Source organism: Rhizobium sp. BK529, from assembly GCF_014194105.1.
Lineage (GTDB): Bacteria > Pseudomonadota > Alphaproteobacteria > Rhizobiales > Rhizobiaceae > Rhizobium.
Window position 1 is genome coordinate 290145 of sequence record NZ_JACIAU010000006.1, and the last position, 25826, is coordinate 315970.

26 protein-coding genes and 1 other RNA gene are annotated in these 25826 nt (G+C 59.6%); 9 read left to right on the forward strand and 18 right to left on the reverse strand.

From position 1 onward, the window contains the following. Positions 1–26: 26 nt before the first annotated feature. Complete coding sequence (locus FHX08_RS28885) at positions 27–605, reverse strand: TetR/AcrR family transcriptional regulator (protein ID WP_132656966.1); 579 nt, start codon at positions 603–605, stop codon at positions 27–29. Positions 606–816: 211 nt separating this feature from the next. Between FHX08_RS28885 and FHX08_RS28890 the strand changes: the two genes are divergently transcribed. The 3 genes from FHX08_RS28890 (at position 817) to FHX08_RS28900 (ending at position 3863) form a co-directional block, all read left to right on the forward strand. Continuing rightward, positions 817–1617 carry an inositol monophosphatase family protein gene (locus tag FHX08_RS28890; RefSeq protein ID WP_132656965.1) on the forward strand — a complete coding sequence of 267 codons (801 nt, stop codon included), beginning with the start codon at positions 817–819 and terminating at the stop codon, positions 1615–1617. Between the two features lie 113 nt (positions 1618–1730). After that, complete coding sequence (locus FHX08_RS28895; protein WP_132656964.1) at positions 1731–2828, forward strand: MotA/TolQ/ExbB proton channel family protein; 1098 nt, start codon at positions 1731–1733, stop codon at positions 2826–2828. Positions 2829–2831: 3 nt separating this feature from the next. Continuing rightward, positions 2832–3863: a peptidoglycan -binding protein gene (locus FHX08_RS28900; protein WP_132656963.1), complete on the forward strand. Its 1032-nt coding sequence runs from the start codon at positions 2832–2834 to the stop codon at positions 3861–3863. On the opposite strand, the gene FHX08_RS28905 is transcribed toward FHX08_RS28900, so the two are convergent. The 5 genes from FHX08_RS28905 to FHX08_RS28925 all read right to left on the reverse strand — a co-directional run bounded on the left by FHX08_RS28905 (position 3844) and on the right by FHX08_RS28925 (position 8947). Beyond that, positions 3844–5094 (reverse strand): RNA polymerase sigma factor, encoded by a 1251-nt coding sequence (locus tag FHX08_RS28905; protein ID WP_132656962.1) that lies wholly within the window; start codon positions 5092–5094, stop codon positions 3844–3846. The genes FHX08_RS28900 and FHX08_RS28905 overlap by 20 nt on opposite strands. Before the next feature lie 7 nt (positions 5095–5101). After that, on the reverse strand, positions 5102–5443 hold the full coding sequence (locus FHX08_RS28910) for a YciI family protein (RefSeq protein WP_132656961.1): 342 nt from the start codon (positions 5441–5443) through the stop codon (positions 5102–5104). A 221-nt stretch (positions 5444–5664) separates the two neighbouring features. Beyond that, complete coding sequence (locus FHX08_RS28915; RefSeq protein WP_132656960.1) at positions 5665–5853, reverse strand: YegP family protein; 189 nt, start codon at positions 5851–5853, stop codon at positions 5665–5667. A gap of 165 nt (positions 5854–6018) precedes the next feature. Then, on the reverse strand, positions 6019–7008 hold the full coding sequence (locus FHX08_RS28920) for a Bug family tripartite tricarboxylate transporter substrate binding protein (RefSeq protein WP_132656959.1): 990 nt from the start codon (positions 7006–7008) through the stop codon (positions 6019–6021). A gap of 136 nt (positions 7009–7144) precedes the next feature. Beyond that, on the reverse strand, positions 7145–8947 hold the full coding sequence (locus tag FHX08_RS28925; RefSeq protein WP_132656958.1) for an ABC transporter transmembrane domain-containing protein: 1803 nt from the start codon (positions 8945–8947) through the stop codon (positions 7145–7147). 193 nt (positions 8948–9140) lie between these two features. Between FHX08_RS28925 and rpmE the strand changes: the two genes are divergently transcribed. After that, positions 9141–9362: a 50S ribosomal protein L31 gene (gene rpmE / locus FHX08_RS28930; RefSeq protein WP_007826526.1), complete on the forward strand. Its 222-nt coding sequence runs from the start codon at positions 9141–9143 to the stop codon at positions 9360–9362. 134 nt (positions 9363–9496) lie between these two features. On the opposite strand, the gene FHX08_RS28935 is transcribed toward rpmE, so the two are convergent. The 3 genes from FHX08_RS28935 to FHX08_RS28945 all read right to left on the reverse strand — a co-directional run bounded on the left by FHX08_RS28935 (position 9497) and on the right by FHX08_RS28945 (position 11960). Then, positions 9497–10012 (reverse strand): DUF1465 family protein, encoded by a 516-nt coding sequence (locus FHX08_RS28935; protein WP_132656957.1) that lies wholly within the window; start codon positions 10010–10012, stop codon positions 9497–9499. Positions 10013–10385: 373 nt separating this feature from the next. Then, complete coding sequence (locus FHX08_RS28940) at positions 10386–10577, reverse strand: DUF1192 domain-containing protein (RefSeq protein ID WP_132656956.1); 192 nt, start codon at positions 10575–10577, stop codon at positions 10386–10388. Positions 10578–10679: 102 nt separating this feature from the next. Next, positions 10680–11960 carry an MFS transporter gene (locus FHX08_RS28945; protein WP_132656955.1) on the reverse strand — a complete coding sequence of 427 codons (1281 nt, stop codon included), beginning with the start codon at positions 11958–11960 and terminating at the stop codon, positions 10680–10682. A gap of 175 nt (positions 11961–12135) precedes the next feature. Here FHX08_RS28945 and FHX08_RS28950 point away from each other — a divergent pair, with 175 nt between their 5' ends. Next, a complete protein-coding gene (locus tag FHX08_RS28950; protein ID WP_165911954.1) occupies positions 12136–12300 on the forward strand; it encodes a hypothetical protein in 165 nt (54 codons plus the stop codon). 9 nt (positions 12301–12309) lie between these two features. On the opposite strand, the gene FHX08_RS28955 is transcribed toward FHX08_RS28950, so the two are convergent. The 7 genes from FHX08_RS28955 to tkt form a co-directional block, all read right to left on the reverse strand. Next, positions 12310–13230: a PhzF family phenazine biosynthesis protein gene (locus tag FHX08_RS28955; RefSeq protein WP_184328103.1), complete on the reverse strand. Its 921-nt coding sequence runs from the start codon at positions 13228–13230 to the stop codon at positions 12310–12312. Positions 13231–13388: 158 nt separating this feature from the next. After that, complete coding sequence (locus FHX08_RS28960) at positions 13389–14411, reverse strand: class I fructose-bisphosphate aldolase (RefSeq protein WP_184328104.1); 1023 nt, start codon at positions 14409–14411, stop codon at positions 13389–13391. A 222-nt stretch (positions 14412–14633) separates the two neighbouring features. After that, positions 14634–15830, reverse strand: a complete 1197-nt coding sequence (locus tag FHX08_RS28965) for a phosphoglycerate kinase (RefSeq protein WP_132656952.1) — start codon at positions 15828–15830, stop codon at positions 14634–14636. A gap of 81 nt (positions 15831–15911) precedes the next feature. Then, positions 15912–17762 carry a potassium/proton antiporter gene (locus FHX08_RS28970; RefSeq protein WP_132656951.1) on the reverse strand — a complete coding sequence of 617 codons (1851 nt, stop codon included), beginning with the start codon at positions 17760–17762 and terminating at the stop codon, positions 15912–15914. Between the two features lie 268 nt (positions 17763–18030). Then, positions 18031–18546 (reverse strand): GNAT family N-acetyltransferase, encoded by a 516-nt coding sequence (locus tag FHX08_RS28975; protein WP_132657243.1) that lies wholly within the window; start codon positions 18544–18546, stop codon positions 18031–18033. Between the two features lie 106 nt (positions 18547–18652). Continuing rightward, entirely contained in the window at positions 18653–19663 is a 1011-nt protein-coding gene (gene gap, locus FHX08_RS28980) for a type I glyceraldehyde-3-phosphate dehydrogenase (RefSeq protein WP_132656950.1), read from the reverse strand. A 66-nt stretch (positions 19664–19729) separates the two neighbouring features. Next, positions 19730–21703 carry a transketolase gene (gene tkt, locus FHX08_RS28985; protein ID WP_132656949.1) on the reverse strand — a complete coding sequence of 658 codons (1974 nt, stop codon included), beginning with the start codon at positions 21701–21703 and terminating at the stop codon, positions 19730–19732. Between the two features lie 331 nt (positions 21704–22034). Between tkt and FHX08_RS28990 the strand changes: the two genes are divergently transcribed. The 3 genes from FHX08_RS28990 (at position 22035) to ssrS (ending at position 22921) form a co-directional block, all read left to right on the forward strand. After that, complete coding sequence (locus tag FHX08_RS28990; protein ID WP_132656948.1) at positions 22035–22310, forward strand: DUF4164 domain-containing protein; 276 nt, start codon at positions 22035–22037, stop codon at positions 22308–22310. Between the two features lie 14 nt (positions 22311–22324). Further along, the gene (locus tag FHX08_RS28995) at positions 22325–22702 is read left to right on the forward strand and encodes a cell division protein ZapA (protein WP_132656947.1); all 378 of its coding nucleotides are present in this window, start codon (positions 22325–22327) and stop codon (positions 22700–22702) included. A gap of 59 nt (positions 22703–22761) precedes the next feature. Then, a non-coding RNA gene (gene ssrS / locus FHX08_RS29000) (6S RNA) lies at positions 22762–22921 on the forward strand. Between the two features lie 62 nt (positions 22922–22983). On the opposite strand, the gene FHX08_RS29005 is transcribed toward ssrS, so the two are convergent. Both FHX08_RS29005 and FHX08_RS29010 read right to left on the reverse strand, forming a co-directional pair. Further along, positions 22984–23541 (reverse strand): GrpB family protein, encoded by a 558-nt coding sequence (locus FHX08_RS29005; protein WP_132656946.1) that lies wholly within the window; start codon positions 23539–23541, stop codon positions 22984–22986. Positions 23542–23590: 49 nt separating this feature from the next. Beyond that, positions 23591–24487, reverse strand: a complete 897-nt coding sequence (locus FHX08_RS29010; protein WP_132656945.1) for a LysR family transcriptional regulator — start codon at positions 24485–24487, stop codon at positions 23591–23593. A 119-nt stretch (positions 24488–24606) separates the two neighbouring features. Between FHX08_RS29010 and FHX08_RS29015 the strand changes: the two genes are divergently transcribed. Continuing rightward, positions 24607–25800 carry an MFS transporter gene (locus FHX08_RS29015; protein ID WP_132656944.1) on the forward strand — a complete coding sequence of 398 codons (1194 nt, stop codon included), beginning with the start codon at positions 24607–24609 and terminating at the stop codon, positions 25798–25800. The last annotated feature ends 26 nt before the right edge of the window (positions 25801–25826 follow it).

Sequence of the window (25826 nt, forward strand, 5' to 3'; positions counted from 1 at the left end):
TGCGGATGGTTTAGGAGTGTGTTGTCTTACCGAAGGCTTCGGATGGCGAGGCGGGCTATGCCGCGGAGTGTTTCGGGAGAGGCGCCGTTGCGGGCGCTGACCTTCATGCCCGACAGCGTCGAGCCGAGAAACTGGACTGCATCGGTTGTATCGATGTCCGTTCCAATCTCGCCTCGCCCCTGACCTTCCTCAAGAATCGTCTGTATGGCAGCGGAAAGCCGGCGGGATGCTTTATCCGTCAGCGCTGACACTTCGCTGTCCGTGCGGCCGAATTCGCAGACGGCGCTGACACCCAGGCAACCGCGGCCGGCTTCGGTCTCGGGTCGGGAGGCAAAGGCAATGAGCGTTTCCTCCAGAGCTTTCAACGGTGTTCCATCGCGCTGCAGGTCGGCCAGGAGCGCAGACACGCTATCACTGTTGTAGCGGTCGAGCGCTGCTAGGTAGAGGCTGCGCTTGTCACCGAAGGTGTCGTACATGCTTTGGCGGCTGATCTTCATTGCGGACAGCAGCGCATCCGTGGACGTGCCCTCGTAGCCATGTTCGGTAAACACGGTGATGGCGGCCTTGAGGGCAGTGTCGCGATCGAATTCCTTGTGTCTTGCCATGACCGTTAAATATGCTTTCTGGATCAATCTGTCCAGAATAAATAAGAACTGTATTTCGACGCTGCAACCCGGCCATGCGGCATTCCCCTTGAAATTTTCCCGATTTTGTGGTCTTGAGGCCGCCAATCTATGCAGCGCTGTCACTTCCGGCGTTCAGGGACACATCCCGCCCCTGACAGCGCGTCCCGTATTATCCAAGGAAAATGCCCACATGGCCCGTTCAGCTCTTCTCAATGTCATGGTTCAGGCTGCCATCAAGGCAGGCAAGTCGCTGGGGCGTGATTTTGGAGAAGTGCAGAACCTGCAGGTATCTGTGAAGGGGCCGGGCGATTTCGTCTCCAATGCCGACCGCAAGGCCGAGAAGATCGTCAAGGAAGAGCTTCTCAAGGCGCGTCCGACCTATGGTTTTCTTGGCGAGGAGAGCGAAGAGATCAAGGGTACGGACGGCGCGCATCGCTGGATCGTCGATCCGCTCGACGGCACGACCAACTTCCTGCATGGCATTCCGGCTTTTGCGGTTTCGATCGCGCTCGAGCGCAACAATGAAATTGTCGCGGGCGTGATCTTCAATCCGGCAACGGATGAGCTTTACACTGCCGAACGCGGCGGCGGCGCATTCCTGAACGACCGCCGCCTGCGTGTCGCGTCGCGGCGGGTACTCTCCGACAGCGTCATCGGCTGCGGCGTACCGCATCTCGGTCGTGGCAACCACGGCAAGTTCCTCATCGAGCTGCGTCACGTGATGGGCGAAGTCGCCGGCATCCGCCGCATGGGTGCGGTCTCGCTCGATCTTGCCTATGTCGCTGCCGGCCGTTTCGACGGCTTCTGGGAAGCGGCGCTGTCGCCTTGGGACATGGCAGCCGGGATCCTGCTCATCCGCGAAGCAGGCGGTTTTGCGACCGACTGGGACGGCGGCACCGCGATACTGGAAACGGGTGCGATCATCGCCGGTAACGAGCACATCCAGAAGGCCTTGATGGAAGTCGTCAAGCGGCCGGTTCCTACCCGCTGAGCGGTATCGGAAACAGGCTGTTGTAAAGTCCCGCTTTTCGGCGGCGCATACTTCAATTCGGCACAATGTTGATCTAGTCTCCGGCTGCAATTAGTCCGGAGGCCGAGGAACCTATGGAAAATGTGAATGTGGCCGAGTTCGGCTCGACCGAGAAGACCACGGATGGCTATGCCTACAAACTCTCCAGTCCCATGTCGTTCTTCTGGACAATGTCCTTATTCCTCATCATCGTGGGCTTCATAGCGGCGATCCTGTTCCGGCAGACGCAGACTGCCTTCATGCATAATCCAGGGCTGAACGGTCTCATCCTCGGCGTTCTTGCCGTTGGAATCATTCTCGTTTTCAACCATGTTCTGTCGCTCCGTCCTGAAGTGCGCTGGTTCAATTCTTTCCGCGCCGCTGGCAGCGTCGATAAGGTGAATCGCAATCCGCGGCTGCTCGCACCGATGCGGGCGCTGATCGGCAACCGTAAGTCCGGAGTCGCATTGTCGACCACGGCTCTGCGCTCGATTCTGGATTCCATCGCCAATCGTCTCGACGAATCACGCGACGTTTCCCGCTATCTCATCGGCCTTCTCGTCTTCCTCGGTTTGCTAGGCACTTTCTGGGGTCTTATCGGCACGATCGGCTCAATCAGCTCAGTCATCCAGTCGCTCGATGCCGGCTCGAACGGTACCGGCGATGTGCTCTCGACGCTGAAGGAAGGGCTCGCAACGCCGCTTTCCGGCATGGGCCAGGCTTTCTCGTCATCGCTGCTCGGCCTTTCGGGTTCGCTGATCCTCGGCTTCCTCGATCTGCAGGCCGGCCGCGCGCAGAACCGTTTTTACACGGAACTGGAAAACTGGCTCTCCTCCGTTACCGATGTCGGCTCGGACGTTCCGGTGCCGGCGCTCGATGCCGTCTCCGGCGGCTCGTCGGAAGATATAAAGGTGCTCTCGGAATATCTGCGAAAGGTCGCCGAAGAAGGAGGACCGGCCAGCCAGCGGTCGGTTGCGGCCATGGCGAGCCTTGCCGAAGGCATCCAGGGCCTTGTCAAGAACATGCGTAACGAGCAGCAGATGTTGCGCGACTGGATCGAGGTACAACAGGACGAGGCAAAGGCGATGCGCCGGACGCTCGACCGTCTGGCCGAGCGCATCGGTATGCAGGATCGCGGCAGCGAGAGACCGCGCGAGCGGACCAGTCAGGTTGAAAAGAGCGGAGGCAAGTAAAGGATGCCTCTTGCCCGCAACCGGCGGCACCAACGCGCGGTGGACTATTGGCCAGGCTTCGTCGATGCACTGTCGACGCTGCTCATCGCGATCATGTTCATCCTCACCGTCTTTGTCGTTGGTCAGTTCATCCTCAGCCGCGAAATCAGCGGCCGTGACGAGGTGCTGACACGCCTCAACAGCCAGATCAATGAACTCACGCAGTTGCTAGCCCTGGAAAAGGGTAGCAATCAGGATCTTCAGGATTCCGTTGCCAATCTGCAGGCTTCGCTGGCAAATGCTGAGGGCGAACGTTCACGCCTGCAGGCGCTTCTCAGTGCCGGCGCCGGCGGCCAGGATGCAGCAAAGCAGCAGATCGGAACGCTGACGCAGCAGCTCGACGAGCAGAAACAGGTGAGCGATCGGGCTTTGAGCCAGGTCGAACTTCTCAACCAGCAGATCGCCGCCCTGCGCAGCCAGATTGCTGCGGTCGAGGCAGCACTTCAGGCCTCCGAGGAAAAGGATCAGACCTCGCAGGCCAAGATCGCCGATCTCGGCCGTCGGTTGAACGTAGCGCTGGCCGCGCGCGTGCAGGAACTCAACCGTTACAGGTCGGACTTCTTCGGCCGGCTGCGGGAGATCCTCTCCGATCGCGAGAACATCCGTGTCGTCGGCGACCGTTTCGTCTTCCAGTCGGAAGTGCTGTTCCCATCCGGCGGAGCCGATCTCAATCCAGACGGTCAGGCGGAAATGGCAAAGCTTGCCGCGGCCCTGCTCGATCTCGCCAAGGAAATTCCGCCTGAGATTAACTGGGTGCTGCGCGTCGATGGGCATACGGACAATGTTGCGCTGTCGGGCACGGGCCGCTATCGCGACAACTGGGAGCTTTCATCCGCCCGTGCGATTTCGGTCGTCAAGTTCCTGATCGCCCAGGGCGTCCCGGCCGACCGGCTAGTGGCAGCAGGCTTTGGCGAATTCCAGCCGATTGCACCTGGCGATACGCCGGAAGCTCGAGCTACGAACCGCCGTATCGAACTCAAGCTGACCGAGAAATAACGGTTTCAAGCTTGCCGGTGAGGAAGTTCCTGACGGCCGGACTATCGCTCAGGCCGATCGCAATCCTGCAGGCTTCCGCACCGGCATCGTTTTCGCCGAGTTCCAAGAGCAGATGTGCGCGCACCGCCCAGTAGGGCTGGTAGCTGGCAATGGCCCGCTGCTCCAGGCTGTCCAGCATGGCGAGAGCGGAGGCCGCACCTTCTGACCTGCCGATGACGGCAGCATGGCTGACCTTTGCACCCAGTGTCGGTTTCATCGCGATCAGCGCCTGATAGAGCGTGACGAGGGCTTGCCAATCCGTTGTACCCGTCCGGCGGCGTGTGGCGTGAACAGACTGGATCGCCGCCTGGCATTGGAACGGGCCGAAACGATCGAAAGTGCCAGCCTTGCGTAGCAGCGCATCGGCTTCGGCCATCATGATTTCATTCCATCGGCCGGTTTCCTGCTCCTCAAGCGGTATGTAGGCGCCATCGATGCTTCGCCGCGCGCTGCGTCTCGCCTCGCAGTAAAGCATCAGCGAGAGCAGGCCCATGACTTCGGACTCGTCCGGCAGGATCGCCATGAGCGTACGGCCAAGCCAGATGGCTTCGCCGGTCAGGCCCATGCGGCTGTCTTCGCCGCCATCAAGTCCATCCCAGCCCAAGCCATAGGCGGCATAGATCGCCGAGAGAACGCTCGCCAGTCGCTCCGGCAGCAGGTGCTGTTCAGGAACGGCGAAGGGAATACCGGCATCGCGAATTTTCACCTTGGCCCGCACGAGCCGCTGGCTCATGGCATCCGGTGAAACGACGAAGGCCCGCGCCATGGTTTTTGCGTCGACGCCGAGCACGGTCTGGAGCATCAGCGGGGTGTGGACCGACCTGTCGATTGCCGGGTGCGTACATGCAAAAAGCAGTTTCAGCCGTTCATCGGGGAAGACGGCATTTTCAATGTTGTTCATGCGCTCTTCGGCCTCCTCGAAGGCCAGTGCAACCATTCTGCGAGCATTGTCGCGCACATTTCGATAGCGGGCGGCCTGTATGAGGTTGCGGCGGGCGGCAGTGAGCAACCAGGCCTCGGGATTGTCAGGAATGCCGCGCTCGGGCCAGGTTCGCAGTGCTGCCGTCAGTGCATCGCACAGGGCATCTTCTGCTGCCGGCACGTCGCGCGAGCGCGCAGCAAGAAAGGCGATTAGCTTGCCATAGGACTGGCGCGCCACCTTTTCAGCGGCGCGCCCTGCATCTGATGTCACAACGGCCTCACGCGATCTGCAGCCGGGGCCGTATTTCGACGGAGCCCTGTTCGGAGACGGGGACGCGTGTCGCCCATTCGAGCGCCGTATCGAGATCCGGCACCTCGATCACGTAGAAGCCGCCAAGCGATTCCTTGCCCTCCGGGTATGGACCGTCCTGCACGTCATGATCGTCGCCCTTGCGGCGCACGATCGTACCGGTCTCGGGTGGGGTTAGACCGGCACCGGCGGTCAAGATCCCGGCCTGCATCAAGGCCTTGGTATAGGCAGTCCAGCCATCGCGATATGCTGGGTCGCTGCGGCGGACAAAATCTTCTGCAGATTCACGGATGATAAGCGCGTATTGCATCGGAAACTCCTGATCCTCTGATGGCGTTTGACCGGCCGCAGCATCTAAGGCTGAAATCGCCAAAGCTGCAATGCTCCGGTGGCGCGGCTTCGGGCCGTTCCGAAACAATGAGGTTTCAGCAGTCCTCATTTCGACATCGCGGTCGAGAAAAGTTCAGGGTGCAAATGCGTGAAGGATAATAAGAAGGCGTAGGAGGCGACTGATGCCGCCTCCGCTTCCGGTCAGGCTTCCGCCTTGGTCTCGTCCACCACATCCGCGCCGGGCGAATTCTTCTTGATGGATTCAATGGCGTTCACTGCGGATGCCTTCGCTTTATAGCCCTCGGACAAGAACATGGTCTCGCCGTTCGACGCCTTGAAACGGAAGCGGAATTCACCGGCCTTGTCCTTGTAGATTTCGAATTTGTACATGGATCCCTCCTGGTATGCTGAAATCGTGCATCAGCATCCCGAAGGCTAGCCCAGAATTTTCAGGTTTTCCACTACCTTAATTAGAATTCAAGTCCGATGCGTCCAATTTGCCTCCGGTCGGGCGCATGAGATGCGGCTAATGAATGCCGCCCCCTTCCACCAAGATCACTCCATCTGAATATGGGCGCCATCGACGACCGGCTTCCATTTCGCAAGCTCGGCCTTCACATGGGCGCTGAGTTCTTCCGGCGTAGAGCCGACGATCGTCGCGCTGAATTCCTTCATCCGCTCGGCAACGGCCGGATCGGTCAGCGCTTTGTTGGCCGAGGCGTTGAGGCGGCTGACCACATCGGCCGGCGTGTTGGCCGGCGCAAAGAGCGCGTTCCACGTATAGGTCTCGTATCCTGGTATGCCGGATTCCGCGACGGTCGGAATATCGGGGAAGGATGGCGCGCGTTTGGCAGTCGTCACGGCCAAAGCCCTCAGCGTACCGGCCTTGATGTGGCTCGACGAGGAGGGGAGGTTGTCGAACATGATCGGTACCTGGTTGCCAATGACATCGTTCAGCGCCGGACCAGCACCCTTATAGGGAATGTGCTGCATGTCGACGCCCGCCATGCTCTTGAAGAGCTCGCCGGACAGATGCAATGGCGTACCATTGCCGGATGAGGCGTAGCTGTATTTATCCGGATTGGCTTTCAGCAGAGCGATCAGTTCCTGCACATTCTTTACTGGCAGTTCCGGATTGACGACCAGGACGTTTGGAACGATCACGAGCAACGAGATCGGCGCGAAATCCTTTTCGGCATCATAGGGTGTCGATTTCAGGATCAGCGGGTTTAGGGCATGGGTGGCGACGGTGCCCATCAGGATCGTATAGCCATCCGGTTCGGCGCGCGCGACATTGCCGGCGCCTAGATTGCCACCGGCCCCCGCGACATTCTGCACGATGACCTGCTGGCCGAGGTCTTCAGACATTTTCTGCGCGACGATGCGGGCGACGACATCGGTCGAGCCGCCGGCGGCGAAGGGCACGACCATGGTGATCGACCGGTCCGGAAAGCTCTCGGCCAGTGCGGCCGTGCCGGCAGTGGCGGCAAGCAGGCCAAGGCCGAGCGCCAGACTGGCGCGACGGCTGATATTGGAAAACGCCATTCGAATCTCCTCCCATAGATTTCAACAGCAAGACCCCACCCACGGGCTTAGGGAGGTTAGGGCAGGTTGCAGCAAAGGCAACCGTTAGCGGGAGGTGCGCCAATGAGACTTTAGTCGCGATGTGACGCGCGGCAGCCTACTTGGCGGCGGCCAACGCATCCTCGTTTGCCGCGTCGAACTGCAGGCGGGCAAGCTTCGCATAGATACCGCCCTGGCGGATCAGGCTTTGATGCGTGCCTTCCTCCACCACGCGGCCCTGATCCATGACCAGAATGCGGTCGGCTTTGAGAACGGTGGCGAGGCGATGGGCGATGACCAGTGTGGTGCGGCCTTGCATCAGCCCGTCAAGCGCCCTTTGCACCAACGTTTCGCTCTCGGCATCAAGTGCCGAGGTGGCTTCGTCCAGCAGAAGGATAGGTGCGTTCTTCAGGATCGCACGGGCAATGGCGATACGCTGACGCTGGCCGCCGGACAAAGTGATGCCGCGTTCGCCGACCTCAGTGTCGTAACCCTTTTCCAATCGATTGATGAATTCATCGGCCTGCGCTGCGATCGCCGCTGCGCGAACCTGCTCGCGCGTGGCGCCCTGGACACCGAAGGCGATGTTGTCATGGATCGTGGCCGCGAAGATCGTGACATCCTGCGGCACGATGGCGATGCGCCGGCGCAAGGCATCCGGATCTGCCTGGCGGGCGTCGATGCCGTCGACTTTCACGCTGCCCTGTTGCGGATCATAGAAGCGCAGCAGGAGCGAGAAGACCGTGCTCTTGCCGGCGCCGGATGGGCCGACGATCGCGACCGTTTCTCCCGGCAGGACGGCAAAATCAAGGCCGTGCAGGGCCGATTTTCCGGGACGGGACGGATAGGCGAAGTGGACGCCGCCGAATTCCACGCGGCCCTGGGCAGGCGAGGGAAACGGTTGCGGGTTTGCGGGAGCGGCGATCGGTGAAACCTCGTCCAGAAGCTCGGTCAGCCGGTCGGCTGCGCCCGCCGCCTGCGAAAGCTCACCCCAGACTTCCGACAAAGCGCCGAGTGAGCCCGCAGCGATGACGGCATAGAGCAAGAATTGACCGAGCGTACCGGCTGAAAGCGTACCGGCGAGAACGCTATGGGCGCCAAACCAAAGGATGGCGACGACGCTGCCGAAGATGAGGGTAATGGCAATACCCGTCAGCAACGCGCGCGACGAGACGGCCGAGCGTGCAGCTTGATAGGCGGATTCGACCGCCGAGCCATAGCGGTCGGCTGCGGCAGTCTCGGCGTTGAAGGCCTGGACAGTGCGGGTTGCGCCAATTGTTTCACTGGCGAAAGCAGAAGCCTCCGCCAGCGTATCCTGCGCAGCGCGGGAGCGCTTGCGCACGGAGCGGCCGCCACCAACCAGAGGAAAGACGATGACAGGGATCGCGACGATGACGAGGCTGGAAAGCTTCGGCGAGGTGACGATCATCATGCCGAGCGCACCGATACAGAGGATCAGGTTGCGGAGTGCCACGGAAGCCGTCGCGCCGACGGCGGATTTGATCTGCGTCGTATCGGCCGTCAGCCGAGAAACGATCTCGCCCGACTGGTTGATGTCGAAGAAGGAAGGCGACAGCCGCGTGACGTGTGAAAAGACGTCGCGGCGCAGGTCGGAAACGATCCGCTCGCCGATCGTGATGACGAAGTAGTAGCGCATGGCGCTGGCGACGGCGAGCACGATGGCCATGATCATCAGCATGGCGAAATAGCCGTTGATGAAGCTGCCGTCTGCCTGCGTGAAGCCGTGGTCGATCATCCGGCGCACGGCAAGCGGTATGGCAAGCGAGGTGATGGCGGCAAGAGCCAGCGCAATCAGAGCGCCTGCGACCATGCCGCGATAGCGTGCCACATAGGGGCCTAATCTGCCGAGCGGTCTTAACGAACGCGACTTCTTCTCCCCAAGCTCTGCCTGCTCTGCCAAATCGTCTCCGATCGCCTTCAAAGACCGCGTATTGCGGCTCCTTGGCCCTTGTTATCCCGGCGCCCTTCATGTATAGGCACCGCATCCTAATGGGAAGCCGTAGCCTTCACGACTGCGGCTTCATTTATTCAATCGGTTCTTTCGCCGCAACTGTCTGCGGCAAATTGAACCCCGGCATCGCAGGAAGATTGTCATGAAGGAAGGCATCCATCCCGACTACCACGTCATCAAGGTAGTCATGACCGATGGCACCGAGTACGAAACCCGCTCGACCTGGGGTTCGGAAGGCGCTGTCATGAACCTCGAAATCGACTCCAAGTCGCACCCGGCCTGGACAGGCGGCAACCAGCAGCTCATGGATCGTGGCGGTCGTGTTTCGAAGTTCAACAAGCGTTTCGGCGGCCTCGGCCTCTAATTCGTTTCCGTTCGACGGAATTTGGAAAAGCCCGGCTTCAAGTCGGGCTTTTTGTTTTTCGGGTCCGTACTCTGAGCAAACAAAAAACCGGCCGCGTCGCCGCAGCCGATTTCACCAAAGTCTGTAATGTCAGATCAGTTGTTGCCGAAGGCCGTCTGCAGCAGGGAGAGCTGGGCCTGGACGCTGTTCTGGTTATCCGGAACGATCGTTGCTTCGGCCGGGCGATAGATTTCGCGGTCGAGCAGGGCGACGCGGTTCTGCAGGCGGAGCGAACGTTCGACGAGATCGCGGAAGGATTCCGGAAGATCGCCCCAGCCTGGAGCGTTGCGGTCGACATTGAAGCCGTCGAGGCGAACCTTGTTCTTTTCGGCCAGAACCTGATCGCGGGACATTTCACCATTGTTGACGGCGCGCTGCAGCAGCAGCCAGGAGGCCATCTGCATGAGGCGGGTGGTCAGGCGCATCGATTCAGCCGCGTAGAGAACCGAGGCCATGCGCGGCAGCACCTTTGAGGCTGCGCGGCCCTGGCCGTCGAGGTAGGATGCGGTTTCTTCGACCAGTGACATGCCTTCGGCATACAGCGTCTTGAACTGCGAGGATGCGGCGGCGCGGCCCGCAAAACTGATTGTGTTCAATCCAAGTTCCGACATCTAAAGAATCCCTGTTGCACGCATCTACTATCAGGTAACGCCGGTTTCCGCGGAAAAGTTTCCGAGGCCGGTCTTTATGATTTCAAGATGGTATCTTTAGCCTAAATGCGCAAGGCGTTTCTTAAGAAAAGGTTAATCTCCACAGTTTCGTGGAAAGGAGTAGGGCAGCGCAAAAAGAAGAGCCGCAAAAGCGGCTCTCAAGGTAAAACAGGGAGAAAAATCAGACCAATTCACCGCTTGGAAAACTGTCTGAGGTCCAGAAGAAACTGGACGGTATGAGTAATATCTCATAAAGCTTAATTTTTTATTAATATCGTCCCAATTTAAGACTTGGCGAAAGTAATTTCGAAGCAATAATTGGTCTTTCACAGTCTTATGATCGGAAAAGATTTTCCGCGGCTAATCGACCAGAAGCCTTCTTGGCCGTTTCGGCTTCGAGCCGCTCGATCTCGGTTTTCAAGAGTTCCACACGCGCCTTCAACTCGTCGACCGAAAGCATGGAGAGATCGGAGCCGATCTCATGGGCGATCTTCTTCTGCGGCCTGTCGTCATCTATGAAGCTCATTGTCGCTCCTCCTTTAAAGCGTGCTGTGATCTACCGATCCGCCTCCATGCATATCGTTTATCGCAAAACCGCTGCACAGTTTGCGCGAGATGCTTCAGTTCGTCAGCCGAACTTTACAGCAGGATCACCGCTTTCGGGAGACTTGCTAGAGGCGCGATCGGCAAGCGACATGCTTTGCGGTGTGAGCGTCGGCGATGTCGCCGTCGGGATCGTCGTATAGGCATCGCGGTCGCTTACGGGAACGGCGGCGCGGATGCGGCTTCTGATGACGGCGTAGGCGGTGACCAGAAGGTGGGCAAGCGCGGTTACCAGGAAGAGCGCGTGCGGGCTGATGAGGGACATGACCGGGCCGCCGATCGTTGGGCCGATGACGGTGCCGATGCCGTAGAGAAGGAGCAGTCCGCCCGAAACCTTCACGAAATCCTCAGATGCGGCGAAGTCGTTCGCATGGGCGACCGCGATCGGATAGAGCGTATTGGCGACGGCGCCGTAGAGGATGACGAGACCGATCAGGAAAACCGGCGAAGAGGGGTGCAGCAGGAAAATCAGCAGGCCGGCAAGGGCCGCGATGGCCGACATGGCAGCCAGCACATAACGGCGGTCGACACGGTCGGAGAGGCGCCCGGCCGGAAGCTGCATGATGGCACCGGCAAAGATGGTGGCGCTCATCATCACCGCAATCAATGTGTCGGAGAGACCGGCACCTGCGCCGAACACAGCGCCGAGCGTACCATAGGCACCATTGGCGATACCGACAAGAAGGATGCCCAGGCAGGAGACGGGCGAATTGCGATAAAGGGCCGGCAGGTCAAGCTTCACCGCCTTCAGCGGTTGCGGCGAAGCGGCGGTCGACAGCGTCGTCGGCAGCATGGCGATGCAATAAAAAATGCCGCAGATCATGAAGAGCGCCGGCGTGCGCACGTCTTCCAGCGGGATCATCAGCTGACCGCCTACGACGCCGAGCAGGGTGATGCCGATATAAAGCGAGAAGATCGCGCCGCGGCTTTCATTGTTCGCCCGCTCGTTCAGCCAACTTTCGATGATCATCGATGTGCCGGCGGTTGAGAAACCGGTGACGGCACGCAGGACGACCCACCAGACCGGGTCGATGATGATGCCGCTCACAAGTGCGATGATGGCGATAATGGCGATGAAGCCGGAGAAGGCGCGCACATGGCCGACACGCCGTACCATCTTCGGCGCGATGAGGCAGCCGATGACGAAGCCCGCTGCCCAGGATGTGCCGAGCAGGCCGAGCGTCGTCGTTGCATAACCTTCGAGATTTCCGCGCACGGGAAGCAGAATGCCCTGCAATCCGTTGCCCATGAAAAGGAAGAGCGTGCCAAAGAGCAGCGCGGCGACGGACAGCAGATTTCTTGTCATATCCCCAGACTCGGCGTGTTCGCTTTGAAAAAGGACATAAGGCAAGACCTGTATCTGCCCAGTCCATAAGAATGTTGATTGTGCCCCGGAATGCCTTTACGGCGTGTAGATATTCTCTGTTCGCGTGAAAAAATGTCCGTCCTGTGACATTCTGATAGATGGAAAAAATAAAGCCATGACAAAGTTGATAGCATTGCTGCTCATCCTTGCCATGGCGATCCAGGTCATCAAGCCGCTGGGTTATCCGGGACTGCGCCGCCGGATGGATTTCTGGAAGATCGCGTTGATTGCCTTTGCCATCTGGGCGGTGGCGCTGCTGGCGCGCGACTTTGTAGTGTGATGTCTACGTTCAGTCCCGTAGGATGATTTCGCCCTTCATAACAGGCACGCAGCTTCCGGAGATTCTCACGTCGGTGACGGTGCCGGCTTTCTTGACGACATCGAGCTCAATGATACTGCGTCGACCCATTTCGACGCCCTGTTCGATCGTTATATGCTGGCTGATGTTAGCCTCCGGCAGCAGCGAAACGAGATAGGCGGAAAGAGCGGCCGATGCGCTGCCGGTCGCCGGATCCTCGATGACATTGTCCAGCGGCGCGAACATGCGGGCGCGGATTTTCCACGGCGTGGCCGCGGGTCGGACGTAGAGGAACAGGGAGAAATCATGGCTGCCGGTCGTGGTCTTGGCCGCCGCCTGAAAGCCATTGATATTCGGGCTTGCCGCAGCAAGGGCCTCAAGGCTTTCGAGCTCTGTAACAGCGAAGTTCAGACCGACCGACGCAAAGACCGGGGCATGGGTGCTTTTGCGGATTGAGGCCGGATCAATGGAAACGCAGCTTGCAATGACTGATTCGGGTATCGTCTCTCCTGTGTGAAGCGGCCGTGGAGCGCGGATGGTTGCAGCGGTGACGCGGCCTTCGCTGCGTTGCAAGGCCACTTCCACGAGACCGGCCTTCTCCTCGAACCGCAGCGTATCGCCGATGGCACGGCCGAAGATTTCGCTCTGCTGGCCGAGAACACAGGCGGTGCCGACATTGGGATGCCCGGCGAACGGTACTTCCATCGTCGGTGTGAAGATGCGCACTCTTGCAGAATTTTCGGGGTTCTCCGGCGGGAGCACGAAGGTGACTTCGGAATAGCCGAATTCAGCGGCGATCTGTTGCATTGCCGCATCGCCGAGGCCCCTTGCGTCGGCCATGACCGCAAGCGGATTGCCCTCGAAGCGGGTTGAGGTGAAGACGTCGACGGTGATGTAAGAGAGACTGTTCATGGCGGCTCCGATGGTTGACGTGCCATGATTAGCGAGGCCGGCGGTTACGGCGAACGATTATCTTGTCGCCGTGACAAATCGTAGTGGCGATACATACGCATAAAATAAAACAGGCGGCGAAGATGCTCGCCGCCTGCGTGTTTCGATGCTCAAGAAGCTTATGCAGCCTTTTCGAGCTCGGCCTTCCAATTGCCCTTGGCGGCGAGGCTGTTCATCTCAGCGCGATGCGTGAACTCGCGCTGGCCGGCGGCGACGTTTTCCTGCTTGCCGTTCCAAGTCTTGAGCGCGCTATCCTGCAGGGCGCGGCCATAGGAGAAGGTGACGAGCCAGGGCAGGTCATAGCCGTTAATGGCGGAGAGGTGAGCGGTCGCTTCTTCGGTTGTCTGGCCGCCGGAGAGGAAGGCGATGCCTGGGACGGCAGACGGAACCGTGCGCTTCAGGACCTGCACCGTGCGCTCGGCGACTTCGGCTACGGAAGCCTTGCGGGCATTCTTGCCGTCGATGACCATGTTTGGCTTGAGGATCATGCCTTCGAGGCTGACACGCGCTTCAGCCAATTCCTCGAAGACGATGCGCAGCGTGGATTCGGTCACTTCTGCGCAGCGGTCGATATTGTGGTTGCCCGGCTTGCCATCCATCAGGCATTCCGGCTCGACGATCGGCACGATCCTGGCTTCCTGGCAGAGTGCCGCATAGCGGGCCAGCGCCTGAGCGTTCGCGCGCACGGAACCGCGGGTTGGCAGGGTCTCAGAGATGGCGATCACACCGCGCCACTTGGCAAAGCGGGCGCCGGCTTCGTAATATTTGGCAAGGCGGTCTGCGAGGCCGTCGAGACCTTCGGTGATGGTTTCGCCTGGGAATTTGGCCATCGGCTTGGCACCGATATCGACCTTGATGCCCGGAATGCTGTCGGCGGCCTTGATAATGTCGACGAAAGGCGTGCCGTCGGCTGCCTTCTGATACAGCGTTTCCTCATAAAGGATGACGCCGGAAATGTACTTCTTCATTGCATCTTCCGATCGGAAGAGCATCTCGCGATAATCGCGGCGGCTGGTTTCGGTCGATTCAAGATTGATCGTATCGAAACGCTTCTTGATGGTGGAGGTCGATTCGTCGGCTGCAAGCAGGCCCCGACCGCCAGCAACCATCTTCACTGCAATTTCTTCCAGTCGTTCGCTCATCACGTTCTCTCCACAATAAAAACCCAGCGGGATTAGTAATATAGATCCCGGATAACAGAAGTTTATAGGGAGAAAAATGGAGGGCTAAGTCACTGAAACGATTGAAATGATTTCAATCGTTTGAAAGTTTGAGAATTTTTTCTCATTTTGAGCAAAAGACCGCGGAGGCGGAGTGGCTTCCACGGTCTATCTTTCTGGAATTCCTGCGTAATCGGACTTCGATCAGCGGGAAAGGACGGCTACACCCGGCAGCTCCTTGCCTTCCATCCATTCGAGGAAGGCGCCGCCTGCGGTCGAGACATAGGTAAATTCCTCGGCAACGCCGGCGTGATTGAGGGCAGAGACCGTGTCACCGCCGCCTGCGACTGACGTAAGCTTGCCGGTCTTGGTGCGCTCGGCTGCATATTTTGCGGCGGCGACGGTGGCGGCATCGAAAGGCTCGATCTCAAAAGCGCCGAGCGGGCCGTTCCAGACGAGCGTGGTGGCGCGCTCGATCCATGCCTTGACGGCCTCAACGGACTTCGGGCCGACATCGAGGACCATGGCATCGGCCGGAATGGCGTCGATGGAGACGGTCTCGTTGGCAGCACCTGCCTTAAATTCGCGGGCGACGACGCCGTCTTCCGGCAGAACGATTGCACAGCCGGCGGTGGCGGCTTCGATCATGATCTGCTTGGCGGTCTCGGCAAGATCATGCTCGCAGAGCGACTTGCCGACATTGGTGCCACGGGCGGCGATGAAGGTGTTGGCCATGCCGCCGCCGATGACGAGCGCATCGACTTTCTTCACGAGGTTCATCAGGAGGTCGATCTTGGTCGAGACCTTGGCGCCGCCGACGATGGCGACGACCGGACGGATCGGGTTTCCAAGGCCCTTTTCCAGTGCTTCAAGCTCTGCCTGCATGGTGCGGCCGGCATAGGCCGGCAGGTGATGAGCAAGGCCTTCAGTGGAGGAGTGGGCGCGGTGAGCCGCGGAGAAGGCGTCGTTCACATAGATATCGCCGTTTGCGGCGAGCGCCTTGGTGAAATCAGGATCGTTCTTTTCCTCGCCCTTGTGGAAGCGGGTGTTTTCCAGGAGCAGGATATCGCCGTTGTTCATCTTTGCGATGGCGGAGGCCGCTGCCTCTCCGATGCAGTCGGATGCCGTCAGCACGGCGTGGTCAAGTACCTGTTCGACGGACGGGGCAACCAGCGAAAGCGAGAATTCTGCCGAGGGACCGTCCTTCGGGCGGCCGAAATGGGCGAGCAGAATGACCTTGGCGCCCTTTTTCGACAGTTCGAGGATCGTCGGCGCGACGCGCTCGATGCGGGTTGTGTCCGTGACCTTGCCATCCTTGACAGGAACGTTGAGATCGACGCGGACGAGAACGCGCTTGCCGGCGATGTCGTTGAGGTCGTCGAGAGTTTTGAAAGCTGCCATGGGAGGATCCGTTCGTGGTTGGCGAAAGTTGCGCAGACCATAGCAAGGATCGGAGGAGACGCAAGGCAGCGGGTCGCCGTTTTAGCGTGGGCTTTCGTCTCGCGCTGGCGCACTTTCCGCCCTGGCTGCCTCATGTTTCCGGCGGCCTTTCACACGGTCGCGGATGCGCTGAATAATATCACGCAGATTGATGAAGATCGGCAGCGTGGTGGCGGGCTCGACAGCCTCCAGCGACATGCCCACAGAGGTAATGTGATCCTGGTCGTCGAGATCGCGAACGATGAGGATGAGCGAGCCGAGGCGGACACGATCGGCATAATCTGCCTTGCCGCCGAGGCGCTGTTTCATCAGCTCGGCGATCGTCAATCCCTTTTCGGATTCGTTCAGGAGACCGGGACCATAGGCGGCGTCGAGATCGGCAGCGGGACGGGCCGGTGAGAGCGCGAAGGCGCCGAAGAACTCCGCATCGTCCTCATCTACGGGTGCGCGGCTGGCGAAGAGGCGGTCGAGCAGGCGCGAGTAACTGGGGGCGATGAAGAGGTAGACGAGATCGTTTTCCCTGAGGCGGCCGGCATATTGATAGCGCATCGACTTGCCGTCGCGGATCACGAGCGAGGGCGCAGCCCAACGCGGGATGCGCTCGCCGCGAAGCACTGGGCTATCCTTGATGACACGATAGGACAACAGCTCGTGGTTGGCAGCGCCCGGCAAGTCGACCTCCACCTTATCGACAGCGCCGATACGCGGCGGGATAATGAGGCCGAGGCGCTTGGCAAGTGGTTTGATCGTCCAGCCCTGTACGAGCAGCGAGGCGAGTACAATGATAAAGGCGGTGTTGAAATAGATCTGGCTGTGCTGCAGCCCGCCGAGGATCGGCATGATGGCAAGCAGGATGGACACGGCGCCGCGCAGACCGACCCAGGCGACGAAGCCGATTTCCTGTTGCGTATAATCGAAGGGCAGCAACGACAGCCAAACAGCGAGCGGTCGGGCAACGAAGATCAGGAAGAGCGCCAGCAGGATGGCCGGCACGATAATGACCGGAAACTGCGAGGGTGTCGCCAGCAGGCCGAGCACGAGAAACATGATGATCTGGGCGAGCCAGGTCATGCCGTCCTGGAAGCGTTTGATGGTGCCGATCGCCTGCATCTTGCGGTTTCCGGCATAGATACCGGCGACATAGACGGCAAGGAAGCCGCTGCCGCCGACGGCACCGGTGAAGGCGAAGACGAGCAAGGCAAGCGCCAGCACGAAGATAGGCGTGAGGCCGCGATCCATTTCCAGCCGGCCCGCGATCAACACGATCATCATGCCACCGAGCAGGCCGAGGATGACGCCAAGGCCCATTTGCTGGATAAACATGGCAAGCAAGCCGATATTGATCCCGGCGTAACGTTCGCCGCTGGCGAGAACCTCGACCAGCGCGATGGTGAGGAAGATTGCCATCGGGTCGTTGGTGCCGGATTCGACTTCGAGGGTGGAGCGCACCTTGTCACGGATGTTGATTCCTCCGATGCGCAGCAGGAAGAAGACGGCAGCGGCGTCCGTGGAGGCGACGATCGAGCCAAGCAACATGCCTTCGAGCCAGCTGAAATGCAGCAGCCAGCGGGCGGCAAAGGCGAAGAGTGCTGCCGTCAACAGCACGCCGACCGATGCGAGAGTCAACGAGGGTACCGCCGCGATGCGGAAAGCCTGCATCGGCGTCCCGAAACCGGAATCGAAAAGGATGATCGCAAGGGCGATGGAGCCCAGAACATAGGCAAGATAGTTGTTGCTGAATTCGATGCCGAGACCATCGACGCCGGCAGCAAGGCCGATCATCAGGAAGAGCAGCAGGAGGGGGGCACCGAAGCGGAAAGCCAGCAGGCTTGAAAAGGCTGCAAGAAGCACGAGTGCCGTTGCGACAAGCACCACGATGTAAAACGCTTCCATGCCCACCCCTTTCGCTTCATCACGCGATCTTGAAGCCGCCCCGGCCTGTCCCTTTTGCCCTCCGCGTCCAAAACGATCCATTAGTAAACGGCAAAATGCAGCAGAAGGGTAGGCCCTGCGGCTTAACCTCGGCTTGCACTGCTGCATCATGCTGCTGGACGACCCTTGAGAGGAGGGACAGTGAAGGATGCTATGGGAAAAAGTCTCTATAAAGAATGTATAAGCAAATCAGGCGAGAGCAGGGCGAACAGACGGGACGCCGCACTTTTTATCGATGAGGCGACTGGAGGCCGCTCCAATCCTTCTGCACCTCATATCGCTTCTGAATTCTATCCATCAGCGTACCATCCTTAAGCGGCACCTTTTCGATCGTATTGTAGGTGCGGAAGCCCATTTTTTCGTAGTAGGCGAGACCGCCAGTATTATCGGCGCGGATTGTCGCGTTGATGAATTCGATATTGCGCTCTTTAGCAACGGCAAGAGTTGCCGCGAAAAGTGCGGTTCCGGCGCCTGGTATCTTTGGGTTCTGCCGCGCAAACGTCGCGATATCGGCCCAGCCCTTCGGTGGGTTTCCGTAGAGGCTCAGGGACTGAAAACCGGCGAGGCCAGAACTGCTCTCGGCGACATGGCATGTCAGAGGCCATTCGCCTGTTATGAACCAATCGGCCAGTTCCTCCGGCGAAAGAGGCGTCTCGATTGCGGTTGTGCCGCCGATTGCGATGATCTCGTTGAGAATTTCGGAAAGTTCCCGGGCGTCGGCCGGATCAGCCTTTCGAATATTCAGATGCACTATTTTCTGCTCTTTCGACCCGAATCAGCGAAGGTTGGACACGGTTCCTCAAAACAAAACGGCCCGATTTCCCAGGCCGTTTTTCAATCTACCGTCAAGCTCAGATAAGCTTGGCGAAGGCTACAGCCGTGTCGGACATCCGGCTGGAGAAGCCCCATTCATTGTCGTACCAGGACAGGACGCGCACGAAGTTGCCTTCCATAACCTTCGTCTGATCGGTTGCGAAGATGGAGGAGTGGCTGTCGTGGTTGAAATCACGCGAAACGAGCGGTTCGTCGGTGTAGCCGAGGATGCCCTTCAGCTTGCCGTTCGAGGCAGCCTTGATCGCTTCGTTGATTTCGCCGACCGTCGTGGCTTTCTTGGAGACGAACTTGAAGTCGACGACCGAAACGTTCGGGGTCGGAACGCGGATGGACGTACCATCGAGCTTGCCCTTGAGGTGCGGCAGCACGAGGCCGACGGCCTTTGCAGCGCCCGTCGAGGTCGGGATCATCGAAAGCGCAGCGGCGCGGGCGCGATACAGGTCCTTGTGCATCGTGTCGAGCGTCGGTTGGTCTCCGGTGTAGGAGTGGATGGTCGTCATGAAGCCGTGGTCGATGCCGACGGCGTCATCGAGAACCTTGACGACAGGGACCAGGCAGTTCGTTGTGCAGGAGGCGTTGGAGATAACCATGTGCTCCTTGGTGAGCTGGTCATGGTTGACGCCGAAGACGACGGTCAGGTCAGCGCCGTCGGCAGGAGCCGAAACGATGACGCGCTTGGCGCCAGCCGTCAGGTGAGCGGCAGCCTTGTCGCGAGCGGTGAAGATGCCCGTGCATTCCATCGCGATGTCGACGCCCAGTTCCCGATGGGGAAGGGTTGCCGGATCCTTGATCGCAGTAACCTTGATTGGCTTGCCGTTGCCGACGATGATCGTGTCGCCTTCGACCTTCACTTCGGCAGGGAACTTGCCATGGATAGAGTCGTAGCGGAGCAGGTGAGCGTTGGTCTCGACCGGGCCGAGGTCGTTGATGGCGACGACTTCGATGTCGGTGCGGCCGGATTCGACGATGGCGCGAAGAACGTTACGGCCGATACGTCCAAAACCGTTGATGGCAACCTTGACTGTCATGTGCATTCACTCCCTAGAGGTGGGGCTTACTGATATTAGACGAAGAAGTGCCCGAAGGCACTCCCATTAAAGCCTTGCTTCCGCAGCGGCAACGACGGCGTCAGCCGTGATGCCGAAATGTTCGAAGACCTTCTTTGCCGGACCGGAAGCGCCGAAGCCCTTCATGCCGACGAACGTGCCTTCCGGACCAATGAAGGCATCCCAGCCTTCGCGAACGGCGGCTTCGACAGCAATCTTGACCGGCGAGTTGCCGATGATGTCCTTTCGGTAGGCCTCCGGCTGGTCGAAGAAGAGTTCTGTGCAAGGAACGGAGACGACGCGGGTGGTGACACCCTTGCCTTCGAGGGTTGCGCGGGCGGCAACGGCAACTTCAACTTCCGAGCCCGAAGCGAAGATCGTGACCTTCGCGTCGGCGTTGCCGGCAAGCGTATAAGCGCCGAGTTCGCAGAGGTTCTTCTCATTATACTCGGTGCGGACCGTCGTCAGGTTCTGGCGGGTAAGGGCGAGAGCCGACGGATGATCCTTGCTCTTCATGGCGATCTGCCAGCATTCCGCGGTTTCAACCGCGTCCGCTGGGCGGAAAACACGCAGGTTCGGTACCGCGCGCAGGCCGGCGATCTGTTCGACCGGCTGATGGGTCGGGCCGTCTTCACCGACGCCGATCGAGTCATGGGTGAGCACGTGGATGACGCGGATGCCCATGAGCGAGGCGAGGCGGATCGGCGGACGGCAATAATCCGAGAAGATCAGAAAGCCGCCACCGTAAGGGATAAGACCGCCGTGCAACGCGATGCCGTTCATGGCAGAGGCCATGCCGTGCTCACGGATGCCCCAGTGCATGTAGCGGCCCTTGAAATCCGTCGGGGTGATGGAGACCATCTGGCTGGTCTTGGTGTTGTTCGACGGAGTCAAGTCGGCGGAACCGCCGAGCGTTTCCGGCACGAAACCGTTGATGACTTCGAGCGCGTCTTCCGATGCCTTGCGGGAGGCAATCGTCGGCTTGGTTTCGGCAAGCTTCTTCTTGTAGTCGTCAATGGCCTTGTCGAAACCTTCCGGCAGGTCGCCGGCAAAACGACGGGTGAACTCTGCCTTGGCCGGCGACTTGGCGAGCGTTTCTTCCCATGCCTTGACAATATTGTCGGAGCGGGTGCCGGCGGCGCGCCATGCGTCGAGGATGTCGGAGGGAACGACGAAGGGTTCGTATTCCCAGTTCAGCGCCTTGCGGGTGGCGGCGATTTCGTCGGCGCCGAGCGGGTTGCCATGTACCTTGTGGGTGCCTTGCTTGTTCGGAGCGCCGAAGCCGATGACCGTCTTGCAGGCGATGAAGGTTGGGCGGTCAGACTTGTGGGCGGCTTCGATCGCATCGGCAATGGCAGCCTGGTCGTGACCGTCGATCTCGATCGTATTCCAGTGAACCGCCTTGAAGCGGGCGATCTGATCGGTCGAGTCCGATAGCGAAACGGCGCCGTCGATGGTGATCGAGTTGTTGTCCCAGAAGAGGATCAGCTTGTTGAGCTTCAGGTGACCGGCAAGCGCGATCGCTTCATGGCTGATACCTTCCATCAGGCAGCCATCGCCGTTTATGACATAAGTATAGTGATCCTGCAGTTCCGGACCGAATTCCTCGCGCAGTTTGCGCTCGGCGATCGCCATGCCGACAGCATTGGCAATGCCCTGGCCGAGCGGGCCGGTGGTGGTTTCGATGCCCGTAGCATGTCCGTATTCCGGGTGCCCGGCAGTCTTGGAGCCGAGCTGGCGGAACTGCTTGAGGTCTTCAATCGACATGTCCGGATAGCCGGTCAAATAGAGCAACGAGTAGAGCAGCATCGAGCCATGGCCGGCTGACAACACGAAACGGTCACGGTTCGGCCAATGCGGCTTCTTGGGATCGAAGCGGAGATATTTGGTAAAGAGGACCGTTGCCACATCCGCCATGCCCATGGGCATGCCCGGATGGCCGGAATTCGCCTTTTCGACAGCATCCATGGAGAGGAATCGGATCGCATTCGCCATCCGATCGTTTTGTTCGCGTGAGGTCATGGCTTTTCCGCTGGTTCCAAGTTGGGATGGCCTCGAGCCTGCCAAGACCATCAATGAGAGCGGTCGAGACATAGCAGTTGGAACGGGCAAGTCAATAAAACGGACGGGGTTTGAAGGTCGGGTGCGACGATTTTTGACATTTGACCGTCAAGTTTTACAAAAGACGAATTTTGTGTGACAGACTTGTGTAAATCGTTCATCCACAGAATAGGGCGGGAGCGAGCCGGGTGGCTTTATTGACGCGCTCAAACCTAGCTGCGTATCCTTTTGAAAATATAGGGTCGGCTGTGGAAGCCGATTCGAGGGTCTTGTGCGGGGAACCGGAAGAGACATGACGCCTAACGGCAAAACCATCGAAGCGGCGCTTAAAGAGCTGAAACAGGCAATCTCGAGTCTCGAGAATGCGGTGGACATGCGTATCGAGCGCCAGCGCGAGCAGGGCGAGATCGAAGGCGAGGTTCGCCGCGTGCATGCCGACCGCTCGCGCCTTGCCCAGGAGCTCGACCAGGCGGAGTTCCGTGCAAACCGGCTGGAAGAGGTCAATCGCGAGGTTTCGCGGCGGCTGGTGACGGCGATGGAGACGATCCGCGCGGTACTTGACCGCTAAGAGGACTGGAAGACATGGCGCAGGTAACGGTAACGATCGACGGTAAGGCCTATCGCATGGCCTGCGAAGAAGGGCAGGAAGAGCACCTGACCGATCTGGCAGTCCGTTTCGACCGTTACGTCGGCCATCTCAAAGGGCAATTCGGTGAAATCGGCGATCTCAGGATCACCGTCATGGCCGGCATCATGGTAATGGACGAAATCTCGGAGCTGACACGACGTGTCGCCGGGCTGGAATCGGAGTTAGAGCTGCTCCGCAGCAACCGCGATACCGTGCTTGAGGCGACTGCCCGCACTGAGGAAGGCATTGCTGCGGCGCTTTCGGAAGTGACAAGCCGCATTCAGGGCATTACCGACAAATTGAATGGTCGTGCGCCCGCCGAACTCAATTAATTTGGGACAGCACCGCTGCCCCACTGGTGCGGCGAGATAAATGCCCCTATATTCTGCGACGCGGTCTGTGCTTCTCGACAGGAACAAATGAATCCTCGGGGCCATACCCGATCCTTAGGGAGCTGTCCCTGTCCGGGCTCGTGGGTCTGGACACACGGCACCCACCTACTTTCGTAGGCGCCCAGGATCGATAGTTTCCACCGGTTGTGTGGATCGCACTTTATTTCTTTGCTGGCGGGTTCTTCCTGAGCCGCGCCAATATCTCGCGACAAGCTCTGTTTTCAGTCGCCCGGTGGTTCGCTCCAGTCGGTGAGCTTTGCCCAGTCGTAGGCGCCTTCCATTATGATATCGAAGACCGGATCCTTGATGTCGTAATAGGCATCGACATTGTCAGGGAAATAGCCGGCGAGGCGTTGCTTGATCAGGGCGTAGGCGGCTACAGCCGTCGGATGAGCGCGCAAGAAATCCCGGCAGAGAAGCGGGTAACGCTGATTGAAGCGACCCTTTTCACGGACATGGATATTCGCAGGACGGCCCGTGCTTTTGAAAAACAGCTTTCTCAGCTCATATTCGGCCAGATCGACGCCCGGTGGGCAGTGATCGGTTGCGATCGAGCGGCTCTTGAACCCTTCCTTCTCGAACGCGGCTTCGTCGATCAGGTCAAGACTATCGACACTCACCTGAATATCGATGATGTCCTTTGCTGCTAGGCCTGGCACTGCCGTGGAGCCGATATGATGGATCACCGCGCCAGCGGGTGCTGCGCGCAGAAGGGCCCGCTTCAGGCCGAGGAAGTCGTCAGTCCAGCTTTGTCGTGGCGGATGGATTTCTATCGGCATGGAGCGCTTGCTATCTTTGGTCCGTGACAGAGCGATGAAGCTGGTCTCTTTAACGGATGTTCTTGCCCAGGAAATCGATGAAGGCCCGGATGCGGGCCGCGAGATGTTCGTGGCCGGGATAGACGGCGTGGATGAGCTCCATATCGTCAGGATTATAGGCTTGCAACACGGGCACAAGGGTTCCGGCATCGATATCCGGCTGCACATGGAATTGACCGACACGGGCGAGGCCGAGACCGGCCAGGCAAAGGCTGCGGGCGGTCGGCCCATTGTTTGTTTCGAAGTTGCCGAAGATAGGTCTTGAGAACCGGTCGCCGTTTTGCGGGTCGCGGAAGGGCCATTCCTCCGAGGCTGAGCGGAAACTGAAGGTCAGGCAATTGTGACGGTCGAGATCTTCAGGGTTTTCCGGCACGCCCTGCCGTTTCAGATAATCGGGCGAGGCCACGATAACGCGGCGGCTTTCGAGCAGCTTGCGCGCCTTCAGCGAGGAGTCGCGCAAGGCGCCGGACCGGATGGCGATGTCGGCGCGCTCGCCAACGATATCGATGATGCCATCGCTAAGCGCGAGGTCCAGATCGACTTCCGGATAGAGTTTCAGAAAATCCGGCACCAGCGGCACGATATAGCGAACCGCGAACGCGACTGAGCTGCTGACGCGCAAACGGCCGCGTGCCACGGTCGTGCCGCCGGCTGAGACGGCGCGTTCCGTTTCCTCGATGTCCGAGAGGATGCGACGGGAGCGTTCGAGATAGATTTCACCTTCCGGCGTCAGTTGCAGGGCGCGGGTGGTGCGGACCAGAAGGCGCGTGCCGAGACGATCCTCGAGCCGCGTGACGAGCTTGCTGACGGCAGAGGGCGAGAGCCGGAGCTTGCGGCCGGCTGCCGAAAAGCTCTGCAGTTCGGCCACTTGCACGAAGACATCCATCTCGCCAACGCGGTTGTCCATCCGCTTCCCATCTTGAATTCAATTCACAACTGTTGAGCCATTATAGGCTGTTATCGAGCAAGTGCGCCACGCCCATATTCCGGTTCGAACAAGAACCGCAATTCCATCGGGTCATTCTCATGCCTCTCGCACTCTTTGCACTGACGATCGCGGCTTATGCGATCGGGACGACGGAATTCGTCATCGTTGGCCTCTTGCCGACTGTTGCCAATGATCTCCACATCACTTTGCCGCTCGCCGGCCTCATCGTCAGCGTCTATGCGCTGGGTGTCACCTTCGGCGCGCCGATCCTGACGGCATTGACCGGGCGGATCGAGCGTAAGCCGCTTTTGCTCGGGCTGATGGCTCTCTTCATCGTGGGCCATATTATCGCTGCGCTCAGCCCCGGATATGAGGTGCTGCTGATCGCGCGTGTTGTCTCGGCTTTCGCGCATGGTGTTTTCTTCTCGGTCGGCTCGACGATCGCTGCCGATCTGGTGCCGGAAAACCGCCGCGCATCGGCGATTGCCATGATGTTCATGGGCCTGACGGTTGCCATCGTGACCGGCGTTCCGCTCGGCACCTTCATCGGCCAGACCTTCGGTTGGCGCACCACCTTTGCCGTCGTCGCCGGCCTCGGTGTCGTCGCCTTCGCAGGCATTGCCTTGCTGCTGCCATCAAACTTCAAGAAGGCTCCGCCTGCCAGCATTGGCGAACAGATCCGCCTACTCGCCACAGGCCGGCTTCTGCTCGTCTATGCGATGACAGCGCTCGGTTATGGCGGCACTTTCGTTGCCTTCACCTTCCTCGCACCGATCCTCGAAGAGATCACCGGCTTTGCCTCCTCAGCCGTCGGCCTGATCCTGATGCTCTATGGCGTGGCGATCGCTGTCGGCAATGTGGTCGGCGGGCGTATCTCGAACCGCGATCCGGTCAAGGCACTGACCTTCCTGTTCATCGCCCAGGCGTTGGTGCTGGTGCTCTTCGGCTTCACGGCGGTTTCGCCCTGGTTGACCATCCCGACGCTCGCCATTCTCGGATTCCTGTCCTTCGCCAACGTACCGGGTCTGCAGCTCTATGTCGTGCAATTGGCGCGCCAGCTGCGGCCGAATGCCGTCGATGTTGCCTCGGCGCTGAACATTGCCGCCTTCAACCTCGGTATCGCCATGGGCGCCTGGATCGGCGGCCTGGTGGTCGAGTCCCGATTTGGGCTCGGCGCGACGCCCTTCGTCGCGGCAGCGCTCGTCACGGTGGCCCTTGGTCTCACCATCCGGAGCGGTGCGCTTGACCGCCGCTCCGCTCCAGCCGCGGCTGTTGCTGGCCGCGCAGCTTGATCTCTCCCAGCCGAAAGGAAAGAAGC